Source organism: Glycomyces sp. NPDC021274 (genome assembly GCF_040641195.1).
Lineage (GTDB): Bacteria > Actinomycetota > Actinomycetes > Mycobacteriales > Micromonosporaceae > Glycomyces.
The window spans coordinates 167,865-182,429 of sequence record NZ_JBFADC010000009.1 but is presented as its reverse complement, the minus strand read 5'-3'; the positions used below and the strand labels follow the sequence as shown (position 1 = coordinate 182,429).

General features: G+C 67.4%; 20 protein-coding genes. 10 read left to right on the top strand and 10 right to left on the bottom strand.

The features are described 5' to 3' along the window. Window positions 1-147: 147 nt before the first annotated feature. On the bottom strand, window positions 148-552 hold the full coding sequence (locus AB0I03_RS19735) for a hypothetical protein (protein WP_360414832.1): 405 nt from the start codon (window positions 550-552) through the stop codon (window positions 148-150). Window positions 553-731: 179 nt separating this feature from the next. On the opposite strand from AB0I03_RS19735, the gene AB0I03_RS19730 reads away from it, so the two are divergent. Next, window positions 732-1,382 carry a VOC family protein gene (locus AB0I03_RS19730; protein ID WP_360414830.1) on the top strand — a complete coding sequence of 217 codons (651 nt, stop codon included), beginning with the start codon at window positions 732-734 and terminating at the stop codon, window positions 1,380-1,382. 22 nt (window positions 1,383-1,404) lie between these two features. On the opposite strand, the gene AB0I03_RS19725 is transcribed toward AB0I03_RS19730, so the two are convergent. After that, window positions 1,405-2,160, bottom strand: a complete 756-nt coding sequence (locus AB0I03_RS19725) for an SDR family oxidoreductase (protein ID WP_360414828.1) — start codon at window positions 2,158-2,160, stop codon at window positions 1,405-1,407. 85 nt (window positions 2,161-2,245) lie between these two features. Between AB0I03_RS19725 and AB0I03_RS19720 the strand changes: the two genes are divergently transcribed. Together AB0I03_RS19720 and AB0I03_RS19715 are read left to right on the top strand one after the other, a co-directional pair. Then, a complete protein-coding gene (locus AB0I03_RS19720) occupies window positions 2,246-2,983 on the top strand; it encodes a TetR/AcrR family transcriptional regulator (protein ID WP_360414826.1) in 738 nt (245 codons plus the stop codon). Continuing rightward, window positions 2,871-3,467, top strand: coding sequence for an SAM-dependent methyltransferase (locus tag AB0I03_RS19715; RefSeq protein ID WP_360414824.1), 597 nt, complete (start codon window positions 2,871-2,873; stop codon window positions 3,465-3,467). Before AB0I03_RS19720 ends, AB0I03_RS19715 begins: the two co-directional genes overlap by 113 nt. Window positions 3,468-3,522: 55 nt before the next feature. Here the strand turns inward: AB0I03_RS19715 and AB0I03_RS19710 are convergent, their stop codons facing one another. The 7 genes from AB0I03_RS19710 to AB0I03_RS19680 all read right to left on the bottom strand — a co-directional run bounded on the left by AB0I03_RS19710 (window position 3,523) and on the right by AB0I03_RS19680 (window position 8,042). After that, on the bottom strand, window positions 3,523-4,167 hold the full coding sequence (locus tag AB0I03_RS19710) for a dihydrofolate reductase family protein (protein ID WP_360414822.1): 645 nt from the start codon (window positions 4,165-4,167) through the stop codon (window positions 3,523-3,525). Between the two features lie 193 nt (window positions 4,168-4,360). Then, complete coding sequence (locus AB0I03_RS19705) at window positions 4,361-4,999, bottom strand: hypothetical protein (RefSeq protein ID WP_360414820.1); 639 nt, start codon at window positions 4,997-4,999, stop codon at window positions 4,361-4,363. A 199-nt stretch (window positions 5,000-5,198) separates the two neighbouring features. Beyond that, window positions 5,199-5,411 (bottom strand): hypothetical protein, encoded by a 213-nt coding sequence (locus AB0I03_RS19700; protein WP_360414818.1) that lies wholly within the window; start codon window positions 5,409-5,411, stop codon window positions 5,199-5,201. Window positions 5,412-5,724: 313 nt separating this feature from the next. Next, window positions 5,725-5,973: a hypothetical protein gene (locus AB0I03_RS19695; protein WP_360414816.1), complete on the bottom strand. Its 249-nt coding sequence runs from the start codon at window positions 5,971-5,973 to the stop codon at window positions 5,725-5,727. Beyond that, complete coding sequence (locus AB0I03_RS19690; RefSeq protein WP_360414814.1) at window positions 5,966-6,763, bottom strand: DddA-like double-stranded DNA deaminase toxin; 798 nt, start codon at window positions 6,761-6,763, stop codon at window positions 5,966-5,968. The genes AB0I03_RS19695 and AB0I03_RS19690 overlap by 8 nt, the downstream gene beginning before the upstream one ends. Before the next feature lie 140 nt (window positions 6,764-6,903). Further along, window positions 6,904-7,179 (bottom strand): DUF397 domain-containing protein, encoded by a 276-nt coding sequence (locus AB0I03_RS19685; protein ID WP_360414812.1) that lies wholly within the window; start codon window positions 7,177-7,179, stop codon window positions 6,904-6,906. After that, the gene (locus AB0I03_RS19680; protein ID WP_360414810.1) at window positions 7,176-8,042 is read right to left on the bottom strand and encodes a helix-turn-helix transcriptional regulator; all 867 of its coding nucleotides are present in this window, start codon (window positions 8,040-8,042) and stop codon (window positions 7,176-7,178) included. The genes AB0I03_RS19685 and AB0I03_RS19680 overlap by 4 nt, the downstream gene beginning before the upstream one ends. Before the next feature lie 339 nt (window positions 8,043-8,381). Between AB0I03_RS19680 and AB0I03_RS19675 the strand changes: the two genes are divergently transcribed. The 6 genes from AB0I03_RS19675 to AB0I03_RS19650 all read left to right on the top strand — a co-directional run bounded on the left by AB0I03_RS19675 (window position 8,382) and on the right by AB0I03_RS19650 (window position 13,570). After that, complete coding sequence (locus AB0I03_RS19675; protein ID WP_360414808.1) at window positions 8,382-8,729, top strand: hypothetical protein; 348 nt, start codon at window positions 8,382-8,384, stop codon at window positions 8,727-8,729. Continuing rightward, window positions 8,726-9,037 (top strand): hypothetical protein, encoded by a 312-nt coding sequence (locus AB0I03_RS19670; RefSeq protein WP_360414806.1) that lies wholly within the window; start codon window positions 8,726-8,728, stop codon window positions 9,035-9,037. Before AB0I03_RS19675 ends, AB0I03_RS19670 begins: the two co-directional genes overlap by 4 nt. Beyond that, on the top strand, window positions 9,027-9,296 hold the full coding sequence (locus tag AB0I03_RS19665) for a hypothetical protein (protein WP_360414804.1): 270 nt from the start codon (window positions 9,027-9,029) through the stop codon (window positions 9,294-9,296). Before AB0I03_RS19670 ends, AB0I03_RS19665 begins: the two co-directional genes overlap by 11 nt. Window positions 9,297-9,420: 124 nt before the next feature. Next, window positions 9,421-10,026, top strand: coding sequence for a hypothetical protein (locus tag AB0I03_RS19660; RefSeq protein ID WP_360414803.1), 606 nt, complete (start codon window positions 9,421-9,423; stop codon window positions 10,024-10,026). A 156-nt stretch (window positions 10,027-10,182) separates the two neighbouring features. After that, entirely contained in the window at window positions 10,183-11,247 is a 1,065-nt protein-coding gene (locus AB0I03_RS19655; RefSeq protein WP_360414801.1) for a patatin-like phospholipase family protein, read from the top strand. Then, window positions 11,228-13,570, top strand: a complete 2,343-nt coding sequence (locus AB0I03_RS19650; RefSeq protein WP_360414799.1) for a protein kinase — start codon at window positions 11,228-11,230, stop codon at window positions 13,568-13,570. Before AB0I03_RS19655 ends, AB0I03_RS19650 begins: the two co-directional genes overlap by 20 nt. Window positions 13,571-13,592: 22 nt before the next feature. Here AB0I03_RS19650 and AB0I03_RS19645 read toward each other — a convergent pair whose 3' ends face one another. Continuing rightward, window positions 13,593-13,964 carry a DUF5319 family protein gene (locus AB0I03_RS19645; RefSeq protein WP_360414797.1) on the bottom strand — a complete coding sequence of 124 codons (372 nt, stop codon included), beginning with the start codon at window positions 13,962-13,964 and terminating at the stop codon, window positions 13,593-13,595. Window positions 13,965-14,125: 161 nt separating this feature from the next. Here AB0I03_RS19645 and AB0I03_RS19640 point away from each other — a divergent pair, with 161 nt between their 5' ends. Then, window positions 14,126-14,317 (top strand): hypothetical protein, encoded by a 192-nt coding sequence (locus AB0I03_RS19640; RefSeq protein WP_360414795.1) that lies wholly within the window; start codon window positions 14,126-14,128, stop codon window positions 14,315-14,317. Window positions 14,318-14,565 lie beyond the last annotated feature (248 nt).

The following is a 14,565-nucleotide window of genomic DNA, read 5'->3' as shown; positions in this document are numbered from 1 at the left end:
ATGCCGTCGTCTCGTGTTCCGCCTCGTCGAGACGTTTCTCCACGGTTTCGCCGCCGCGAAGTAATGCCTTGGGCTGCAACGAGTTTCGCCGCCGCGCGGTGAGGCGGAGGCCTCGGTGCGCGGCGGCGTAGGTAGTGCCTGAGTTTCTTAGGCGTCAAGCGCCTCGGTGATCTTCTGGGCCATCGCGGCCATGCTCGGGCTCGGCGCGCCCTTGTGCGCACGGGTGGCCGCTTCGGCGGCGGTGATCACGGTGGTCCGGAAGTTCGCCGCCTCCTCAGCGTCCTGCGCCTGGAGCAGGTGCACTGCCTCGGTGAGCGCGGGCAGCACCTGGTCGGCCAGGGCCGCAGCGGACTTCGCGCTCAGCTTGAAGTCGTTCTTCTTCGAGGCCAGCACGTGGCCGACGGCGCCGGTCGCGGAGGCGTACGCCAGCGTCCCGTCGGTCGCGACCTTGTGGGCCGACCCGGCGATGCCGGCGAACGACATGAGCGTGATGGCGCCGAAAGCGGCGGTGCGGATGGTGGTCTGGTCCTGGGCGGTGAGGTCGACGTTCATGTTCTTGCTCCGTTTTCGTTCGGTCTTGCCTGCTGATGAGGCAACTATCGACCGCCCGCCTTGCACCGCCCTGACACCGACCTGACACCCCGCTGACACCCGGACGCCGTACCGAATCGCGAGGTCCGGCCCGCACCGGATCCGGCGCGGGTGTCGGGGCGCGGCCATACGATCGGACCATGACGACAACCATCACACCGAAGCAGTTCCATGAGGCCGGCGGTGTCGACGACTGGCGGGTGCTGTGGTCCGTGGCGTTCGCGCTGTACCGCACCGGCGATTTCGCCACGGGCCTGCGGCTCGTCGCCGAGATCGGCCGGCTCGCCGAGGCCGCCGGGCACCACCCCGACCTCAATCTCCGCTCCACAGTGCTCGAAGTACGGCTGGTCACGAAGGAGCGCTGGTCGCTGACCGAGACCGACCTCGAACTGGCACGCCAGATCGCCCAGGCCGCCGAAGCGCTCGGCGTCCGGGCCGACCCCGGCTCGACCCGCACGTGGGAGTTCGCGCTCGACGCCCTCGACGTGGACAAGGTCCGGGCGTTCTGGTGCGCCGTGCTCGGCTACGAGATGGTCGGCGACTCCGACATCGGCGACCCGGACGGCCTGTACCCGCCGGTGTACGTGCAGCAGATGGACGTCATGCGGAAGGGCCGCAACCGCATCCACATCGATGTCGGCGTCCCGCACGACCAGGCGGAGGCGCGGGTCGCCGCCGCACTGGCCGCAGGGGGCACGCTCGTCAATGACCGGTTCGCCCCGATGCACTGGACCATTGCCGACCCGGAGGGCAACGAGGTCGACCTCGCCACCTGGGTCGGCCGCGACTGAATCGCACCGCTGCTCGGCCGGACTAGAGCTGCGATCCGCCGGTGGCGTCGATGACCTGGCCGGTGGTCCATCGGCCCGCCGCTGAGGCGAGGAACAGGACCGGGCCGGTCACGTCCTCGGGTTGGCCGACTCGGCCGAGGGCGGCCCGGGCTGCGGCGGTGGCCTGCGCTTCCGCGTTGCCGCGCAGCCAGGACGCGTTGACGTCGGTGTCGACGATGCCCGGCGCGACCGTGTTCACCGTGATGCCGCGGGGCCCGAGTTCCGCGGCGAGGGCGAGCGTGAAGGTGTCGACCGCGCCCTTGGTCATCGCGTAGGCGATGCCTTCGGGGAAGGCGATGCGGGTGACGCCCGAGCCGATGTTGATGATCCGGCCGCCGTCGGGGATGAGTGCGAGGGCCTTGCGGGTGATGAAGAACAGCGACCTGGTGTTGACGGCGAAGACGCGGTCGTAGTCCTCCTCACCGACCGTGCCGATGCCGCCGTATGCGCCGATGCCGGCGTTGTTGACGAGGATGTCGAGCGGGGCGCCGCGCAGTTCGGCGGTGAGGGCGTCGATGAGGGTGTCGGCCGCGCCGGGCTCGGCGAGGTCGGCCTGAACCGTGAAGGCAGTGCCGCCTTCGGCTTCGATCGCTGCGACGGTTTCCTTGGCGGCCTGCGCGTTCGCGCCGTAGTGGACGGCGACGCGGGCCCCGGCCCCGGCGATGCCGAGGGCGATGGCGCGGCCGATGCCGCGGCTGGCGCCCGTGACGAGTGCGGTCTTGCCCGAGAGGGTGAACATGGCGGCTCCTTTGTTGATCGATCACTCAATAAAGCGACGGGCACGACGGTACCAGATTCTTGAGCGATCGCTATACAATGGGTCGGTGACCAGAGGAAGACCCAGGTCCTTCGACCGAGACGCGGCCCTTGAGCAGGCCCTGCGCGTGTTCTGGCAGTACGGGTACGAGCCCGCCTCCATCGCCGTCCTCACCGACGCGATGGGCATCCGGCCCGCCAGCCTCTACGCCGCGTTCGGCGACAAGCGCCGCCTCTTCAGCGAAGCCGTCGCCCGATACCAGGCGACCTACGGCGCCTTTCCCGGTGCGGCGCTTGCCGAAGAACCCACCGCCCGCGGCGCGATCGAGCGGATGCTCCGCGAGATCGCCGCCAACTACACCGACCCGGGCCACCCGCCCGGCTGCCTGGTCATCTCCGGCGCGGTCAACCACGGCCCCGACGCCGCCGAAGTCGAAGCGGAGCTGCGACAGATCCGGCTCCAGTCGCGGGCGGCCGTCGCCGAACGCCTCCGCGAGGGCGTCGCGAACCGCGAACTTCCCCAAGACGCCGATACGGACGCACTCGCCGAGTTCATCGCGGCCGTCGTCCGGGGCATGTCGCGCTCCGCCCAGGACGGCGCGACCGCCGCGGAACTCCTCGCCGTCGCCGACCTCGCCATGAGAGCCTGGCCACGACCCTTAAGGGCCACAAGCGAACCGCGAGGAGTCGGCGATGTCGATCAAGGGAACCGAAAGCTATGCGGGGGCTCAGGGCTTGCCGCAGGTCGTCGCTGCGGCCGTCGAGCTTGCGGAGCAGCTCGGGTTCTCCTCCTCATGTCGTCTTGAGCAGGGGCGGCTGCTGTACGCGCTGGCGGGCGGTGCCGCCGGGAGCATCGGCGAGACCGGGACCGGTTGCGGCGTGGGACTCGCCTGGCTCGTCGCGGGACGGCGGCCGGGGGTGCGGGTGGTGAGCGTGGAGCGCGATGCGGAGCGAGCGGCGAGGGTTTCAGAGCTGTTCGCCGACGTGCCGGATGTTGCAGTGCTGCACGGGGACTGGACCATCATCAACGATCACGGCCCGTTCGACCTGCTCGTGGTCGACGGCGGCGGCAACGGCAAGCGCGGTGCCGCCGCCGACCCGGAGCGGCTGCTTCGCTCGGGAGGCAGCGTCGTCATTGATGACTTCACGCCGCTGACCGAGTGGCCGCCCATGCACGAGGGCCGGCCGGACACCGCGCGGTTGCGCTGGCTCGAGCACCCGGCGCTGCTGGCCGCCGAGGTGCGCCTTGCCCCTGATCTGTCGACGATCGTGGGGACCCGCCGACCGTAGCGTCATGAACGCGGAAGCGGCCCTCCCCGAGTGGGGGAGAGCCGCTTCGAATCGACTACTTCTTCCAGAACAGGTGGTGCGTGACGCCGCTCGGGCTGGGGACGACCTCGAGGTGGAAGCGGTCCGTCAGCTCCTCCGGGGACTTCCAGAGCTGCACACCGGAGCCGAGCTCGACCGGCGCGACGGCGACGTGCATCGTGTCGACCAGGCCGGCCTCGAGGAATTCGCGAATGGTCGTGGCACCGCCGCCGAGCCGCACGTCCTTGCCCTGAGCGGCCTCCTTCGCCGCTTCGAGGACCGACGCGGGGTCGGCGTCGGTGAAGTGGAACGTGGTGTCCGACAGCGTGAACGACGGCCGCAAGTGGTGCGTCATCACGTACACCGGCGTGTGGAACGGCGGCTCCTCACCCCACCAGCCCTGCCAGTCGAGGTTCTTCCAAGGGCCGCGGTGCGGGCTGAACTTGTTGGCGCCCATGATCTCCGCGCCGATGTTGTGCTTGAAGTCGCGGGTGAAGTAGTCGTCCAGGCCGCGGGTCCCGCCCGGGTCGGTGCGGTTGGGCCAACTCGCCGTCGCGCCCGCCCAGGACATCATTTCCGCCGGGTTGGCATGGCCGAACGGCCGCTCGAGACTCTGGCCCTCACCAGCGCCGAACCCGTCCAGCGACACGACGAAGTTCTGGACTCTGAGAAGCTGACTCATGTGGTTGACCTTCCCTGGTGACTGCCGTTGATGTAGTTGAGACTTCACCCGCCCCGCAGATTCATCGCTACCGCCGACGCGAACGATGTGCCTCGGGTCACTCTAGGTTCTTTATCGCGCGATAGGGTGGAGTCCTCTCACCCCGCACTTGTCAAGGTCACGGAGATCGACTACAGCACCCGTCTAGCCCGTTCTAGCGGCGTCGGGTCGTCAGGGCGGTTTTGATGGTGCCGTCGTCGATCAGGTAGAGCCGGATCGCCGTGGCGGCTGCGATGAACAGCAGTGTCAACGGCGTGAACATCAACCCTCCGGCCAGGCTCGGGTCGCCGAAGCTCGGGTCGACCCGGCCGAGCGGGTCGAACACGATGATCAGGTGGTCGCCGCGCTCGAGTGCTTCGTCGCGGCCGGTCGTCAGCGTCGGCGGATCCCACCCGACGCACCTGAACTCGTGCTCCGACTTGGGTTCGTCGCCGTCTTCCATGTGAGCGATGTAGTCGTTTCGGTAGGAAACCGCGCACTCGACATCGATGCCGTGATGCGCGAGCGCGAACTGGTTGAAGGCCGGTACCAGCGCACCGGAACCCGCAGCGATGAGCAGAGGAAATACCAAGGTGGCCTTCCAGTTCCGGCGAGCCCGACCGCGGAAGCACAGGACGGTCGCGGCGACCACGGGCGCTGCGATGGCAGCGAAGCCGAGGGCCTTGCCCCACCCTGGGATCGGTTCGGAGACGAACAGATGCAGCGACAGGACGATCGCCGTCAGCGCGACGGCCGCGAGCGGCAGCGCGATCGCGAGCGTGATTTCTCGGCGGGCGTTGAGGGGAGGCCCCAATGGGCGACTCGGGCGTCGGTCGGGGCGGGGGTTGCGGGGCATGGGGGTTCCCGTCGAAGAGGTGTACTCGGCGAGTTCGCGGTTGGAGAGTGTGTCGACTCGTTCACGAAGGCGTGCCTCGAGACCGGGGTCTTCCGTAACCTACAACCCTGCACAACGGTCTGGGGCCCCAGTCATCTTTCGGTGCCTTGTCGGGGGATCACCAGTCCCATTCGAGGGTCCCGATGTCCGAGCCGGGAGGGAAGCGGACCGAGAACAGCGAGCGCTTGTCGCGCTGGTCGATGTCTGCGGGGGCCTGGACGCCGCGGGCTGTGGCGTACTCGTACAGCTCGGGGTCCGGTGTGCCCTCTTCCATGTACATCCTGACCAGATCCGCCATGAGCTGCGGATCATCAGTTACCGGCTTGCCCATCGAATGCATCTCCCGCCCGGCTCTGGCACGACTATTCGTCGTGGCGGAGATCCCACACCAGCTGCCCTGGGCCATCGAGTTCTGATCCCGGCGGCCACGACATCACCAGTGGGGGGTCTACTTCCTCCGAGTAGCCCGGCGGGAACACGCCGAGGCTGTGAGCGAATGCCGCGAGTTCCTGGCTTGAAAGCTCGTCAGCGCGTTCCCTCAGACGGGCCTCGATCTCCGGGTCCGTGGTCGCCAAGGGCATCAAAGGGTCGCTCATGCGATGGCCTTTCCGTTGCCGCGGTAGATGTATCGGTTCCGAGGGCGGCTACTCGTCGCCGTCGCCGATGTCCCAGACGAGCACACCATCGGCATCATCGGGCATCCAAGCAGGCCACGCCAATGCGATGGGCGGGTTCCTGCCTTCTTCGAACCCGGGCGGGTAGAGACCGAGCGAATGGGCGTACTCGGCGAGTTCGCGGCTAGAGAGTGTGTCGACTCGTTCACGAAGGCGTGCTTCGAGCTCGGGATTGTTCGTAACCTGCAGACCGGCCCAGCGGTCCTGCGCGTCAGTCATCTATCGCCTCTCCGGTTCCGATGTAACGGCGCCTCGATCGTGACCCGTCTTCGTGAACGGTCCAGACGAACAGCACGGCCTTCTCGGGGAGAATCTTCTCCAAGTTGACGTCACAACGGTAGGGGTCGCCGCTTTCCTTGCCGCAGGTCGGGACATTCAGGTACAGGACAGCCTCGGACAATTTCCATCTTCGCATTTCGGCCGCAGCGTCCCGCTCGGCGTGCCAGGTGGTCGTGTAGTGCTCATCCGAGCGCCATGGCTCTCGCAAGTCGCCGCATGGTGGCGCATGACCCTTCCGATGCGGCCGGAAGGTTTCGGCGTTCACAGGCCGCCCATCGCCGGTGTACAGGAATCCGCGCGCGGAGGTGCGGCCCTGGGCGTTGCGGGGCCAACCTTCCCGCCGAACCGCGTCGATGCATTCGGCGACGGGCCTGCGGTGTGTGAACCCCGGAACCGGAGGTTGCCGTGTCCACGGCGGATCCGCATTCCGTGACCGGATGTCGCTTGGCGAGCTTTCGCCTCCGCTCAAAGCGCGGCCGGCGCGAGCGGCTTCGGCTGCGGCCAGGGCGGCTTCGAGTCGGGAGGCGATCTTGCTCGTCTGCGCTTGGCATGCTTCGAGGCCGGCTGCGACTCCGGAGACTTGTGCTGCTTTGGCGTCGACACCGAGGTCAGCGAGCTGGTCGCGCAATTCCTCTGTCAGAGTTTGCGAGCCGCGGAGATCCGCGAGAAGCTGCCGGGTCTGAGTGATTGCAGTTCGGATGGCGGCGGTCAAAGCTTCGATCGAGGCCACTGCGGAGACTCCGAATTCGGGAGGGGCGTAGAGGAGCCTAGCGAATCTTGATGGAGCCGGGGTAGTTCGTTGTGGGGGCGAAGAGAAGGCGCGCTTCCCCTTGCAGTGGGAAGCGCGCCTGGTCGTGTGTGCCGGAGTGCCTAGGAGCCGGCTCCGGATTTGAGGTTGCCGAGAAGGGTGGTGAAGTCCGCCGTGGGGAGGGCGAAGATCGGGGAGTCGCTGCCGAGCTTGGAGTCGCGGAGCTCGAAGCCGGCCGGGGCGGGGCGGGCCTCGACGCAGTCGCCATTGCCGGTATTGGCGCTGCGGGTGCTCTTGCGCCAGTGGGCGCAGGCGACTTCGACGCAGTCGCCGTTGCCGGTGCTCTGGCTCCGGGTGCTCTTGCGCCAGATCCGCTGCTGACCGGCCGCTTGACTCATTCGCGCTTCACTTCTTTCAACTCTCGGGCGATGCGCTCGGCGCTCGCCTTGGAGTCGAGGGCGACGTCGTTCCAGAGCGCATCGTAGGTGCTCTTGAACGAGTCTATGTCAGGGTCTTCCTCGTAGATCGCGGCGGCAACGCTGTCGATGTACACCACGGCGGGGAGTGGTTCAGGCAGTTTGAAGATGGTGTAGCCGACCCCGATTCCGGCTGCGATGTGGGTCCAGGCATCAATCGGAAGGAGCCTGATTTCCGCCTTCGGGAGCTCGGCGATTTCAAGCAGTCGTTCCAGTTGCTCTGCGGTCACCTCGGTGCCTCCGACGCGCTGGCTGAGGATCGACTCATGCATTAGGAGCTTGATCTGCGGGCCGTTGCGTTTGGTGAGCACGCTGGTGCGCAGCATTCGCGCCTCGATCTGTCGCCGGAGGGTGACCGGATCCTTCCGCATTGGGCCGTTGCTCATCAAGGCCTCCGCGAACCGCTGAGTTTGTGCGATGCCGGTCATGACGGTGAGTTCCAAGATTTGGATCTCTTCAGCTTCGCCCTCCATCCAGATGTGGTTGGCGAGGTTCTTGATGTAGGGCTGGAACGAATCCACCCAGCCGCGTTTCGGCGCGTCCTCGTTGATCTGGATCAGGCTCGCCCGCTCCAGAGGGTCGTTGACACGGTAGAGGTCGAGCAGTGTCAGAAACACGTCACCGGGCATCGGGTATTCGCCTGACTCATAGCGACTCAGGGTCGCAGCCGTCTTGCCGATGTGGTCGGAAACCTCAGACCCCTTGAATCCCAGGTCTTCTCGGTAGGTGCGCATCGTCCTGCCGATGTATCGGGCTCGAGCGGTGGGCGGGTTGGGCTTGGCCATGAATACCCCCAGAAGCCTCATGCGCCACATGAGTGTTGCGCTGATCTCTATGCAGCGTAACATTTTCCGAATTCCACTGTCCAGAGACTTGCGTTGGGTGCATCAGTTGTGTCAACCTAATGTCACGGTCGTAGCCGCAAGGCGTGATCGATCAAGGTGGACTTCGCTCCATGTCGGCTGGTTCGGTGGGGGATCAGCCGGTGCCCGTCCCCGGACCCCCGTTCGGGGGCGGGCAACATTGACAACTGCATTCGGCCGCTCATAGGCGCGGCCCGCGCGGTACACAAATCTTTGGCGAGATTCCCGCGCGGGCCGCTTACACAAGAGAGGCGTGCTCTCATGGCACTACTCAGCCTAGCTCGCGACAACGTGCCCGCCTGGGCCAAGACCGCGCTCCAACTGCACCGGCCCTACCGGACCTGGCTCGGGTTCGGGCGCTTGCGCTGCGAATGGTGCGGCCAGCGCTGGGGCCGTCACGGCTGCGAGTACCGGAAGTCGGCCGCGCGGGCGTTCGTGCTCAACGCCAGCCGCGCCCAGCACGCGGAAGCCGTCGCTTCCGGCGAGATCACCAACGACGACCTGCACTTGCGTCGCCGTCCGCGCCGGTCCGGCGCGCATCGGCGGGAGCCGCGTCCCGTGCCCGGCCCGCTCGCCGAGTGCCTTGCGATCGCGGAGCTGCTGGCATGAGCGGCATCAAGATCGGCACCGCCGACTTCACCGGCCGCGTCGTGTCCGGCCTGATCCCGGACGCCGAGCCCGGCTCGGTCGTCCTCCGGCAGCTCTACCCGGGGGAACCCGTGGACATCGGCGTCGTGGACCATATCGAGCCCGTCACGGCGCAGCTCACGATCTACCCGGACCACCGCAAGGCCTGGAGCGACGCCGACCGCATGGCGCTGTCCTTGTTCTTCGCCGACCGCTACCGCGATCGCCACCGGCTGGAGACCCTGCTCGACTGCGTCGAGGTCCTCGGGGGGTCCGCCGGTGTCCGCTGAACCCGAATGCTGGGTCCTGCTCGGCGACTTCTCCTACTCGACGGGGATGGGCGGGCATATCCGCTTCATCGTTGAGCGGAACACCGAAGACCCTGCGCTGCATGGCATCAGCTCCGACGAGGACAAGGGCGCGGGGCTGCGTCCGGTGGCCGTCTTCACGGAGCCTGCCAGGGGGCCGGTCCAGTGGCGGCCCACGTGGAAGGGCGACCGGATGTGCGCCGCGATCGAACGCGACGCGCGCAGGGTCGCCTCGGGGTAGTGCTTCCGCACAGGGCTAGATCGATGTTTGTCGCTATTTGGTCAATCGGCGTTCTGGGTCCCCGTGTGTCCATGTTGCACTGACATGCTGTAGGTGAGCCGTCGCCCTTCGAAAGGACCCGAATATGCGCCTCCTCAGGCGGATCTTGCTGGCATTCGCCCTTGCCGTCAGCACGACCATGATCATCCCGACCACTGCTGTCCAAGCCGGCCCCGGCTACTGGACGCAGCTCTGCTTTCCTCCCGTCGTTCCTGGGCCGGTGCCCGGGACGGTGGTGATCAACACCGACTGCCCGGGGTTCGCCATCGAGTTCAACGACTGCCCACCCAACTGCACTGCCTGGATCGGTCGATGGGTCCAGGACATCGACCCCGTCTGGCAGCGCGAATACCACTTCGCATGGGACAAGGCCCTCGAAGCGTTGCGGGACTCCCACCTCTCCCAGGACCCGAAGCTCGCCGAGCAGCTTCGGTTCGAGGCCATCGACGGCTTCACCCATGCCGCCAAGATCCGGGCGGAACTCGGCGACGAACTGAAGCTGCACGAGGTCGGCTGGATCGACACCAAGACCGGCAAGTTCTTCGAGGACGAGTCCGGGATGCTGTGGAAGATCGGCGAGCACCTGATTGCCGGGCAGCAGCTCATGATCGAGTCGCTGGAGAAGCCTGAGCTCCAGGACGAGGCGATGGCCCACTATGAGGAGGCACTCGGCCTGCTCGGCGTGAAGTGATCCCCGCGTGAGCGGCGTCCCCGCTGGTCCCCGGGTGTCACCGAGGGGCGAGCGGGGACGTGCACGCCGATTTCGGGTCTGCGCATTGTGGCCGTTTCCGGTATTCTGAGGACAATCCGATTCCGCCGCTGCACCGCACCCCTGAGCGAGGCCGAATTGTCCGATGCATACGCCCATGACGCCCCCCGGTATTGGAACGACGATCACCCCGTCCTCGAGCTGATCCGGGCGCGCCAAGCCGCCGGCTCCGCGCCGGGCTCAAGGGTCGACGGGTGCAAGCTCGGCCTGGCCGTCGAGGGCGGCGGGATGCGGGGAGTCACCTCCGCCGCGATGCTCGTCGCCCTCGACGACCTGGGCCTGCGCGGGGTCTTCGACGCCGTGTACAGCACCTCGTCGGGCTCCATCAACGCCGCCTACTTCATGGCGGGCGGCGACTGCTGGTACCCGCTGACCATCTACTTCGACGACCTCTGCACGCGCGATTTCGTGGACATGCGCAACATGTTCACCAAGCGCCCCATGCTCAACCTCGACTACGCGTTCGAGGAGGTCCTCGAGAAGATCAAGCCGCTCGACTTCGAGAAGATCCTGAAGAGCCCGGCCGAGTTCCACGTGACGATCAGCCTCGTGGACAGCCTCACGCCGATCGGCCCGCACGAGTTCGAGTCCAGAGAGGACCTGAAGTCGGCGCTGAAGGCGAGCTGCTGGATGCCCGTCGCCGTCCCCGGCACCGGCATGTTCCGCGGCCAGCGCGCCCTCGACGGCGGCGTGCTCACCGCCCACCCCCACCTCCTAGCCCTGGAAGACGGTTGCACCCACGTGCTCTCCCTCAGCACCAAGCCGCTCAAGCCCCCGCCGACCCGCCTCTCGCCCGGCCGCCGCTACTCCATCGCCTACCTGGAACGCATCCAGAAAGGACTCGGCAAGGCCTACGTCGCCTCCCAGTTCCAGTACCGCACGCAGCGAAGGCAGTTGCAGCGCTGGATGACCGAGCCCGGCGACGGCCCCAAGGTGCTCGACCTCGCCCCGCTGCCGTGGATGAAGGAGGTCGGCAACCAGACCAGGGACCGCGACGCGCTCATCGAGGCCGCCCGCCACGCCCACGCCGTCATGGCCGCCGCGATCCAGGGGATACCGGTCGCGGAGCTCCGCGACGGGTCCTTCCGGTCCGTGCCCCGCATCGTCACGGTGAGGACCGCCGATGGCAAGCGCGTCGGTTGACCTCCTCAGCGCCGCCTGCGCGCACCTGACCGGCCGCGCCGAGAACCGCGACGCCGCAACGGCACTCGACACCTGGGACGCCGCGGACTGGCGCGCGGCCCTGCTCGACGTGCCGCTCGACGAGCGGGCCTACGCGGACCGGTTCGGCATCGAGCGGTGCACCGAGCTGGACGAGCTGTGGGCCTGGTGGTCCGATCCTGAGGCCGACGAGCGGGTGACGCACGCGACCGCCGGTTACCTCGGGTTCTTCCTGCTCACGCTCGTCTCGATGCACCGTTCGGACCGGATGCGCTATCACGGCGAGGCGTACGGGAGCAGTGAGATCGCCGGCCGCCCGGCGGACGAGCTGTGCGGCGAGCTCGTCGCCCATCCGCATGTGCAACGCGCGATCAAGCAGCTGTACGCACCGTCGCCAGAGGACGAAACGGCGGCGGTATGGGCCACGATCGATTTCGCCACCATGACCTTTCACCGTCAGGGCACGACGTCGATCATCGTCAAAGTGGACTCGGTCGCCCCCGCGGTCGGCCGCCCCGAGTGCCATGCCCTGAAATGCCTCATCTACCCGTACCTGCGCACCCCCGCGATCGTCGAGGCCACCAGGAACTACGCGCGCGAGTTCGGCGGCGTCCGCCCCGAGCGGTCGCCGCTGGTCACGGTGTGGGCCAGCCACGACAGCTGGGTGCTCATGGAGTACGTCGACGGCACGACGCTCACCGACCACCTCCGCAAGATCGCCGAGGAGCGCCAGGGCCGCAAGGGCTACAAGGCGCCGAAGTCCGAGCTCCTGCGGCCCGTCGACGTCAAGGAGCTGCGCGTCCTCGGCACCGCCCTGCTCGACGCGATGGCCGTGCTGGCGGAGAAGGTCGGCCACCACAACGACCTCACCCCGTCGAACATCATCGTCCAGGAGGAGGGGCGGCGGCTCAAACTCATCGACCTGGGTGTGAACTTCCTGCACACCCGGACGCTCGTCGGCGCCGAGTCCCGCGAATCCGGGTACATCGCGCCCGAGGTCAGGGCCACCGGCAAGGGCGGCCCCCTCGCCGACCTCTACTCACTCGGCATGGTGCTCATCGCGATCGGAGGCATCCCCCGCACGGCCGACGGCACGGTGCCCGACCAGTTCTATGTCGCCTCAGTCGGTCTCGCCCGTCTTTTCGAAGACCTGCTCGACGCCGACCCGGAGCGGCGCCTGATCGTCTCCGGCATCAAGCCCGGACCCGGCTCGTTCAAGGAGATCCGCGAGCTCTTCGTGCGCGAGATCGATGTGCTCGAGGCGGCCGAGTACGGGAAGCCCAGGACGCTGTGGCAGCGGGTGAAGGGCATCGTGCCCGGTGCACTGGAGGTCGGCAGGCAGCGCGCCATCGCGAAGGTCCGCAGAAGGCAGGCGAAGGCGACCGACAGGAAGACGCATCCGATCCAGGCCCACCACCTGCGGCAGGAGAAGGCCCTCAAGCGCTGGGCGATCGCCTGCGCGTTCATCGCGTGGGTGACGATCGCGCTGGTGCTGACCTGGTGGTCGCGGGACCTCGACCTCTTCTGGCAGGCGAAGTACGTCGAGTACGCGAACTTCCTCTTCAACCGCTCGGGGCAGGGCATCCCGTTCCTCGACGACATCCGCGCCGCCGACTACCCGATCCCGGACGCCTGGGACAACCTGCCGGTGCGGATCGTCGCCCTCACGTACGCGCTCACAGGTGTGCGGCTGTACCTGAACATCTTCGCCGACATCACGCCGCATTCGGCGCTGCGCAGGCGCGGCTGGACCGGTCTGCGCACGGCCGCGGCCTCGTTCATGATGCGGGCCACGGCGATCTACCCGTTCGTCTACATCCTGTTCCCGACCCTGGTGCAGCGGCGGTGGTGGGTGATCTTCTCACCGCTGGGGGTCATCACGGTGGCGGTGCTGATCTCGGCATGCCTGTGGTTCGCGCGCGACGCGAACGCGCGGGCCCGCAAGGCCGGCCTCTCCACCGTCCCCAAGGGAGAGATCATGACGCTGCAGCGCCTCGAATCCTGGGCGCCCGCCGCCTGGCTCTACGCCCTGCCGGTGGTCATCATCGGGATCTTCCTCTACAACGACCGCCTGCAGGACGAGCTCATGTACGCCATCGCGATCGGCCTGATCAACATGGGCATCCAGTTCGTCAAGAACACCGGGTCCGACGCGCCGTACGTGCGGGCCGGGCTGACGCGAGCGATCCTCGCGGCCGAGCGGCTCGACGTGCTGGAGCAGCACCGCAAAGCGAAGGCCGAGGCCGCTGCGAAGCGGGCCCGCGAGCCCCGCGCGGACGAGCCCCTGCAGGAGGCGGTCGCCTGAGCGGGCCGGCGAGGGGCGTCGCCTAGGCCATGTCCTCGCCGTGCGTCATGAGCCAGCAGTCGGAGAACCCGCGGGCGTAGTCCCAGGTCACGTAATGCGCCGGGTCGGGGTCGAAGGCGGGTTCGTGGACCTGCGCGCAGTTGGCCTCCAGGAGGCCGCGCAGGTTCGCCATGAGCAGGCCCCACGTGAAGTAGTGGGCTTCGTCGCAGTCGGCGCAGTCGACGACGACACCGCGGTAGCCCTGCGGTTGCAGGACCTTCTCGAACAGCTCCAGTTCGTGGAGGTCTTCGAGGAGGTCCGCGCGGTCGTCGTCGTCCAGTTCGGGCTCGAACGGGGCGAGCGCCTCCGCGTGGTCGGGATCGTCGGCGAACGGGTCGCGTGGCTCCTCATACACGTTCACCAGCCTAACCCTTGGCAACGACCTTGCCAGTCGGCCGCGGTGCGCGGGCGGTGACTCCCGGATGCGTGCCAGCCTGCACTCCGCATGATGACAACGCACCGGCCGCTCGTTAGCATGGGCCGCAAGTCAACCCACTCAACACTGAGGAGACGGCCATGGACGGCTTCGGCGAGAACGTAGAAGAGATCTTCGACGACGTGGTGGACGGCGTCGCCGACGCCGTGACCGACATCGACGCCACGGAGGTCTGGGAGGACGTCAGCGAAGGCGCGAGCGACGCGTGGGAGGCCGTGTCGGAGTCGGACACGTTCGAAGCCGCCTCTGAGGAAGTCAGCGACCTTTTCTAGGACAAAACCGGTTAAAGCCGAAACGGGCCTGGCAAAGGCGGCGGGTGAACGAGGCTTCGCCACGTTTGCAGATCCGCTGCTCTTCCCGGGCCCGTCCGGTCATCCCCCCAATTCGCGTTATTCCTGCTGCGAATCACACCTCAAGGGGACGTGTGCGCTGCGGAGCGACGCAGGTTACGGCACTACGATTGACCCATGGCGTTCTCAGGGGATTTCGGAATTCAGGGGCACGAGGGTGCCGCCGGTGA

Coding starts and splice junctions, on each gene's coding strand:
- AB0I03_RS19735 (WP_360414832.1), bottom strand. CDS start 552: ATGAACGTCGACCTCACCGCCCAGGACCAGACCACCATCCGCACCGCC.
- AB0I03_RS19730 (WP_360414830.1), top strand. CDS start 732: ATGACGACAACCATCACACCGAAGCAGTTCCATGAGGCCGGCGGTGTC.
- AB0I03_RS19725 (WP_360414828.1), bottom strand. CDS start 2,160: ATGTTCACCCTCTCGGGCAAGACCGCACTCGTCACGGGCGCCAGCCGC.
- AB0I03_RS19715 (WP_360414824.1), top strand. CDS start 2,871: ATGTCGATCAAGGGAACCGAAAGCTATGCGGGGGCTCAGGGCTTGCCG.
- AB0I03_RS19710 (WP_360414822.1), bottom strand. CDS start 4,167: ATGAGTCAGCTTCTCAGAGTCCAGAACTTCGTCGTGTCGCTGGACGGG.
- AB0I03_RS19700 (WP_360414818.1), bottom strand. CDS start 5,411: ATGGGCAAGCCGGTAACTGATGATCCGCAGCTCATGGCGGATCTGGTC.
- AB0I03_RS19695 (WP_360414816.1), bottom strand. CDS start 5,973: ATGACTGACGCGCAGGACCGCTGGGCCGGTCTGCAGGTTACGAACAAT.
- AB0I03_RS19685 (WP_360414812.1), bottom strand. CDS start 7,179: ATGAGTCAAGCGGCCGGTCAGCAGCGGATCTGGCGCAAGAGCACCCGG.
- AB0I03_RS19680 (WP_360414810.1), bottom strand. CDS start 8,042: ATGGCCAAGCCCAACCCGCCCACCGCTCGAGCCCGATACATCGGCAGG.
- AB0I03_RS19675 (WP_360414808.1), top strand. CDS start 8,382: ATGGCACTACTCAGCCTAGCTCGCGACAACGTGCCCGCCTGGGCCAAG.
- AB0I03_RS19670 (WP_360414806.1), top strand. CDS start 8,726: ATGAGCGGCATCAAGATCGGCACCGCCGACTTCACCGGCCGCGTCGTG.
- AB0I03_RS19660 (WP_360414803.1), top strand. CDS start 9,421: ATGCGCCTCCTCAGGCGGATCTTGCTGGCATTCGCCCTTGCCGTCAGC.
- AB0I03_RS19650 (WP_360414799.1), top strand. CDS start 11,228: ATGGCAAGCGCGTCGGTTGACCTCCTCAGCGCCGCCTGCGCGCACCTG.
- AB0I03_RS19640 (WP_360414795.1), top strand. CDS start 14,126: ATGGACGGCTTCGGCGAGAACGTAGAAGAGATCTTCGACGACGTGGTG.